Source organism: Burkholderia sp. 3C, assembly GCF_054589155.1.
In genome coordinates, this window is the sequence record NZ_BAAILN010000076.1 from 79,149 (window position 1) to 85,148 (window position 6,000).

Genomic DNA, 6,000 nt, shown 5'->3' on the forward strand with positions numbered 1-6,000 from the left:
ATTGTGCGCCTTGTGTAATGTCATTGCTGTTTCATGATAGTGCGGCCAGCGCGGCATGTGCAGGCCGATTCGTAAAAAAGCGCGGTTTTTGGCGGCGAAAACGCTGAGTGTTTTCCCGCGTACGCGCGGCGCGCACGAATTGCGCTGCACCAAAGCCGGCGCAAAAAAGCCCGCGCACGGCGGGCTTTTCGGGGCGTGACGCGCGCAGGGCGCGGCAGGCTGTCAGCGGTTCTTCAAGGAATCGCGAATCTCGCGCAGCAGCATCACGTCTTCCGGGGTCGGCGGCGGCGCGGCCGGGGTGGCCGGCGCTTCTTCCGGGCGGCGCAGGCGGTTGATGAAGCGCACCATCATGAAGATGATGAACGCGAGGATGATGAAGTTGATCAGCACGGTGATGAACGAGCCATAGCCGAACAGCGCGACACCTGCTGCCTGCAGATCCTTGTAGGAATCCGGATTGCCCTTGAAGGTCGCGGGAATCTGTCCGAGCTGGATGAACTTGTTCGAAAAATCGAGGCCACCGGTAATCACGCCGATCACCGGCATGATCAGGTCCTTGACGATGGAATCGACGATCTTCGAAAACGCGCCGCCGATGATCACACCGACAGCCAGATCCATCACGTTGCCCTTGACGGCGAACTCCTTGAATTCCTTGACGATGCTCATATGCAGGTTTCTCCAGGGAAGGGGAAGGGGATGTGCGGCCGGACCTGCCCGCACGCGAACGCGGTCATGATAACGAACTCGATCGGACACCGAAAGTTCGTCTGAGCAATGTTAACAAAGTCCGTCGCGTTCGGCGTGCCATGAAAAACGGGCCGTTGCCGGCCCGTCGAGGTGTGCGTCGAATGCATCGCGCCATGCGCGGCGCACGGTTGCGCGCTCAGCTATTGTCCCAGTCGTCGTCGGTGCTGCCGAGATCGACGCCGCCGCTGTCGTTGCCGCTGTCCCAGTTGTCGCCCTGGCCCAGATCGAAGCTACCGTCGTTCCCGCCATTGCCGTTGTCGAACGGATTGCCCACCGAGCCCGAGCCGTGCTGGCGCTGGTCGTCGACGATCACGTCGCGCTCGACCACGCGCTCGCGGTTGCCCGACAGCGCTTCTCCGAGCAGCACGCCGGTCAGCAAGCCGCCCACGCCGCTGCCGATGCCGCCGCCCTGCTGGATCACCACCGGCGGTTGTTGCGGATACGGATACGGCGCTTGCGGCGGGTAGGGCGGATACGGCGGCTGCTGCGTCATGCGATCCGCTTCCTGAGCAAACACCGAACCCGAACCGCCGGGCGCGCCCGGTGCATTCGCGGGTGCCGCGTTCGGATCGGGGCGGCCTTCGACGCGCGCCTTCAGGCTCGCGAAGCGGTGTTCGAGATCTTCCAGCTGATACGGCGGCACCGGGTTCTTGCCGTTCGACAGCGCTTCGACGAGGTTGCGCGCCTCGCTTTCCACGGCTTCGATCTCGCCCGTCAGCGCGGACACGCCGGGTGCGGTCGAAATGCGCGCGTCGAGCTTGAGCGGGCGCGCTTCGTTGAGCAAGTCGGTGGCGCGCTTCAGTTGTGCGCGGCGTTCGTCGTCGGCGGCCTGGTTTTCGGTCGAGCGCGAACGGCGCAGCGTCCAGCGCAGCACCAGCGCGATCACCACCACCAGCAGGATCAGGCCGATCCACATGCCGGCCGAGGGGCCGTGATGTGCGGGCTTGGCCGGCGCGAACTGCGCCTGTTGCGCCTGCTGCGTGAGTTGCGAATCGGTCGGCACCAGCGCGCCGCCCGAAGTGGCCGAGCGGCGTTCGCCCGAGGCGCGTTGCACGTCGGCGCGCACCTTCGATTCGGTTTGCGCGAAGGCTTGCGGGTTCGTGAAATGGAGCGTGGGGTCGAGCGACTTCGCGCGTTCGATCTCGGCGAGCGCGTCGGCCGAGCGGCCTTCGCGGTCGAGCACCTGACCGTACAGATAATGCGCGCGCGGGTTGTCGGGGTGAGCCGCGATGACTTGCGAGAGCTGGCTGTCGGCGCGTTGCCAGTTGTGCTGCTCGATCGACTGGGTGACCTGCGACAGCGAGGGCACGGCCGCGAACACGCTGGCCGATGCGACCAGCAGCGCGATGCCTGCGGCGGCGACGAATTTCTTCATGATTGACCAGGCGGCGAGCCTGCCTCCTTGCGGGCGGAGCCACGCGAGGCCCGGGGTGAGCCGGGCCTCGCGCGCGGCGGCCGGTGCGCGTGTTACTGCGCCGGCGTGTTCAGTTGCTTCTTCAGCGCTTCGAGACGATCGTCGACCGACGGGCCGCGATTGAGCGCCGCGAGCTTGTCGTCGAGCGCCTTGCCGCTGTTGGTGTCGGCCGAGTTCAGGCGGGCGTCCGAGCGGGCGTTCGACAGCGTGACCTTGTCTTCCAGCTTCTGGAAATCGCCCGACAGATCCTTGCCGCCGATGCCGCCCAGCGCCGAGGCCGCCACGTCCTTGGCCTGCGCGATTTCCTGCTTGGCTTGCAGGATGTTCGAGCGCGTGTTCAGGTCGTTGCGGCGCTGACGCATGTCGGCGATCTGCGATTTGAGCTTGGCGACCGACGGCTCCAGCGTGTCGAGTTCGTGCGCGAGCGCATCGCGTTCGACTTCGGCGTTGGTTTGCGCGGTCAGCGCCTCGCGGGCGAGCGATTCGTCGCCCGATTGCAGCGCGCGCTTCGCGCCGTCTTCGTACTTGCGCACCTTGTCGTTGGCTGCATCGCACTTGCTGCGCTGCGTGGCCACCTGCGCTTCGATCTCGATCAACGAGTTCTCGGCGCGGCCGATGCTGTCGTCGAGCTCCCGCACGATCTGGCGTGCGTCGCGCGACGGGTCCTGCACCGAATCGGCCGCATCATTCAACAGGCCTTTGAGCGTGCGCGAAATAGAGTCGAAAAGCGACATGAAACCCTCCGTGATGATGATGACGACGTGATCGGCGACCGCGTCGGCGGCACGGCGCTGCGCGCCCGATGTGCCGGCGGATATTACACCACCGGATCGCTTAAACACCGCTTAAACACGGTGTTCGGCGTGGGCGGGGGCATGCTGATCCGCCAACGGAAAATGCGGGCGAACCGCGTGGATTTCCAGTGAAAAATACAGATGGATACAATGCTTTCGCCATTGAAAGCCGTGAAAGGCGGAAACGCGAATTCAATACGTGCATAATTGCGCGCGAAGCCGGCGCCGATTCGTGCCGGCGAAGCGCGTCGGCCGGCCCGCAAACGGGTGCGCCGGCGCCGCCTGGCACGACGCCCTGCGATGGTGCGGGTGCAGGAATTTTTTACAAAAAATCGCGAGAGGGCCGGGGTGATGTCATTAGAATGCGCTGTCACGTCGCGGGAACGGATCCACACGTGCCTGGGTCTGTCGACGTGCTACGCTCCATCCGCATCGCGTCTAGCCTGACGTATCGATCCACCCGCGCGCATCTCGCGCGCGCTTACGGTGCCGCTGCCGCGCCTGCTATTCCGACATGCCGATCATCAAACGACCGTCCGATTCCGAACCCAATTACAAGTTGCGCCGCTCGCCTTCCGGCGCGTTCTACGCGGACGACTCCGACCGCCACGGCGGCGGTGACCGTCGCGACCGCGACGACGGCGGTTCGGGCCGCCGCTCGTTCGGCGCCCGCATCGCGATCTGGTTCGCCGGGCTGGCGGTCGTCGCCGGGGTGATCGGCGCGCTGATCGTCGGCTACGCGCTGGTGGTGATGGCGCCGCAACTGCCGTCGCTCGATGCGCTGACCAACTATCAACCGAAGGTGCCGCTGCGCGTGTACACGGCCGATCACGTGCTGATCGGCGAATTCGGCGAGGAGCGCCGCAGCCTGGTGCGCTTCCAGGACATCCCCGACGTCATGAAGAAGGCGGTGCTCGCGATCGAGGATTACCGCTTCTACGAACACGGCGGCGTGGATTTCCTCGGCATCATGCGGGCCGGCGTGGCCGATCTGATGCACGGCGGCGCACGTCAGGGCGCGAGCACGATCACCATGCAGGTGGCGCGCAACTTCTTCCTGTCGAGCGAGAAGACCTACACGCGCAAGATCTACGAAATGCTGCTGGCGTACAAGATCGAGAAGACGCTGTCGAAAGACCAGATCCTCGAGCTGTACATGAACCAGATCTACCTGGGCCAGCGCGCCTACGGCTTCGCCGCCGCCGCGCGCGTGTATTTTGGCAAGGACCTGAAGGACATCACGCTGGCCGAGGCCGCGATGCTGGCCGGGCTGCCGAAGGCGCCGTCGGCCTACAACCCGGTGGTCAATCCGAAGCGCGCCAAGATCCGTCAGCAATACATCCTCCAGCGCATGCGCGAGCTCGGCTACATCACGCCGCAGCAATACGACGAAGCCGTGAAGGAAGAGATCCACACGCGCACGCCGGGCAACCAGTACGCGGTGCATGCGGAATACATCTCGGAGATGGTCCGCCAGATGATGTACGCGCAGTACAAGGACGAAACCTATACGCGCGGTTTGACGGTCACCACCACGATCAATTCGAGCGATCAGGAAGCGGCCTATCAGGCGGTGCGTCGCGGCATTCTCGATTACGAGCGCCGTCACGGCTATCGCGGCCCCGAAGGCTTCATCGCGTTGCCGGCCGAAGGCGACGCGCGCGACGAGGCGGTCGACGACGCGCTCGCCGATCACCCCGACAATGGCGATCTGCAATCGGCGGTGGTCACCTCGGCGGCGCCCTCGGGCGTGCAGGTGCAGTTCGTGGGCGGCGAGAAGGCCAGCATCGGTGCGGCCGGGGTGCGCTTCGCGGCGGCGGCGCTGAGCCCGCGCGCCTCGGATGCACTGCGCATCAAGCCCGGCTCGATCGTGCGCGTGACCCAGGACGCGAAGGGCGCGTGGCAACTGTCGCAACTGCCGCAAGTGGAAGGCGCGCTGGTGGCGCTGGCGCCGCAGGATGGCGCGATCCGCTCGCTGGTCGGCGGCTTCGACTTCAACAAGAGCAAGTTCAACCACGTCACGCAGGCCTGGCGCCAGCCGGGTTCGAGCTTCAAGCCGTTCATCTATTCGGCCTCGCTCGACAAGGGCCTCGGGCCGGCGACCATCATCGACGATGCGCCGCTGTCGTTCCCGTCGAGCACGCCGGGCGGCGCCGCCTGGGAACCGAAGGACGACGATCAGCCCGACGGCCCGATGACGATGCGCGAAGCGCTGCGCCGTTCGAAGAACCTCGTGTCGATCCGGATCCTCGCGTCGATCGGCACCAAGTACGCGCAGGATTACGTCACGCAGCGCTTCGGTTTCGATCCGGCCAAGACGCCGCCGTACCTGCCGATGGCGCTCGGTGCGGGCCTCGTCACGCCGCTGCAATTGGCCGGTGCGTATTCGGTGTTCGCCAACGGCGGCTATCGCGTCGATCCGTACTTGATCGCCGAAGTGGACGACGCGCACGGCCAGCCGCTGCAGAAGGCGCAGCCGGCGCTCGCGGGCAGCAACGCGCAGCACACCGTCGATTCGCGCAACGCCTACATCATGAACAGCCTCCTGCACACGGTCGCGACGGCCGGCACGGGCTCCGGTTCGAACGTGCTGGGCCGCAGCGACCTGCAAGGCAAGACGGGTACCACCAACGATGCGAAGGACGGCTGGTTCGCCGGCTATCAGCAGTCGCTGGTGGCGGTGGCCTGGATGGGCTACGACCAGCCCAAGAGCCTCGGCAGCCGCGAATTCGGTGCGCAACTGGCGCTGCCGATCTGGATCAGCTACATGCGCACGGCGCTGCACGGCGTGCCCGAGCAGCAGATGGCGATGCCCGACGGCGTGACCACCATCGACGGCGAGCTGTATTTCGCCGATCACACGCCGGGCAACGGTTTCGTGCCGAGCGTCGACATCAGCCAGACGGGCAACGGCATCAACGCCAACGATGCGCTCGGCTCGGCCGGCGCCGCGGGCCTGACGCCGCCGCCCGTCACGGCGCAGGAGAAGCAGCAGATCATGGACATGTTCGACAAGCCCTGATCGGCCGCGGGGGGGGGGGG

General features: G+C 65.8%; 5 protein-coding genes. 2 read left to right on the forward strand and 3 right to left on the reverse strand.

What is annotated here, in order from left to right; genetic code table 11:
• Positions 1-222: 222 nt before the first annotated feature.
• The 3 genes from mscL to ACYP33_RS14030 all read right to left on the reverse strand — a co-directional run bounded on the left by mscL (position 223) and on the right by ACYP33_RS14030 (position 2,898).
• Positions 223-669, reverse strand: a complete 447-nt coding sequence (mscL, locus tag ACYP33_RS14020; protein WP_414442079.1) for a large conductance mechanosensitive channel protein MscL — start codon at positions 667-669, stop codon at positions 223-225.
• Between the two features lie 217 nt (positions 670-886).
• Positions 887-2,125: a tetratricopeptide repeat protein gene (locus ACYP33_RS14025; protein WP_459622392.1), complete on the reverse strand. Its 1,239-nt coding sequence runs from the start codon at positions 2,123-2,125 to the stop codon at positions 887-889.
• A 92-nt stretch (positions 2,126-2,217) separates the two neighbouring features.
• Positions 2,218-2,898 carry a PspA/IM30 family protein gene (locus tag ACYP33_RS14030; RefSeq protein WP_459622394.1) on the reverse strand — a complete coding sequence of 227 codons (681 nt, stop codon included), beginning with the start codon at positions 2,896-2,898 and terminating at the stop codon, positions 2,218-2,220.
• Positions 2,899-2,925: 27 nt separating this feature from the next.
• Here ACYP33_RS14030 and ACYP33_RS14035 point away from each other — a divergent pair, with 27 nt between their 5' ends.
• Together ACYP33_RS14035 and ACYP33_RS14040 are read left to right on the forward strand one after the other, a co-directional pair.
• Positions 2,926-3,090: a hypothetical protein gene (locus ACYP33_RS14035; protein WP_459622396.1), complete on the forward strand. Its 165-nt coding sequence runs from the start codon at positions 2,926-2,928 to the stop codon at positions 3,088-3,090.
• A gap of 382 nt (positions 3,091-3,472) precedes the next feature.
• On the forward strand, positions 3,473-5,980 hold the full coding sequence (locus tag ACYP33_RS14040) for a penicillin-binding protein 1A (RefSeq protein WP_459622397.1): 2,508 nt from the start codon (positions 3,473-3,475) through the stop codon (positions 5,978-5,980).
• Positions 5,981-6,000 lie beyond the last annotated feature (20 nt).

Excerpts from the sequence above, each read along its gene's own strand:
- mscL (WP_414442079.1), bottom strand. The coding sequence starts at position 669 with ATGAGCATCGTCAAGGAATTCAAGGAGTTCGCCGTCAAGGGCAACGTG.
- ACYP33_RS14025 (WP_459622392.1), bottom strand. The coding sequence starts at position 2,125 with ATGAAGAAATTCGTCGCCGCCGCAGGCATCGCGCTGCTGGTCGCATCG.
- ACYP33_RS14030 (WP_459622394.1), bottom strand. The coding sequence starts at position 2,898 with ATGTCGCTTTTCGACTCTATTTCGCGCACGCTCAAAGGCCTGTTGAAT.
- ACYP33_RS14040 (WP_459622397.1), top strand. The coding sequence starts at position 3,473 with ATGCCGATCATCAAACGACCGTCCGATTCCGAACCCAATTACAAGTTG.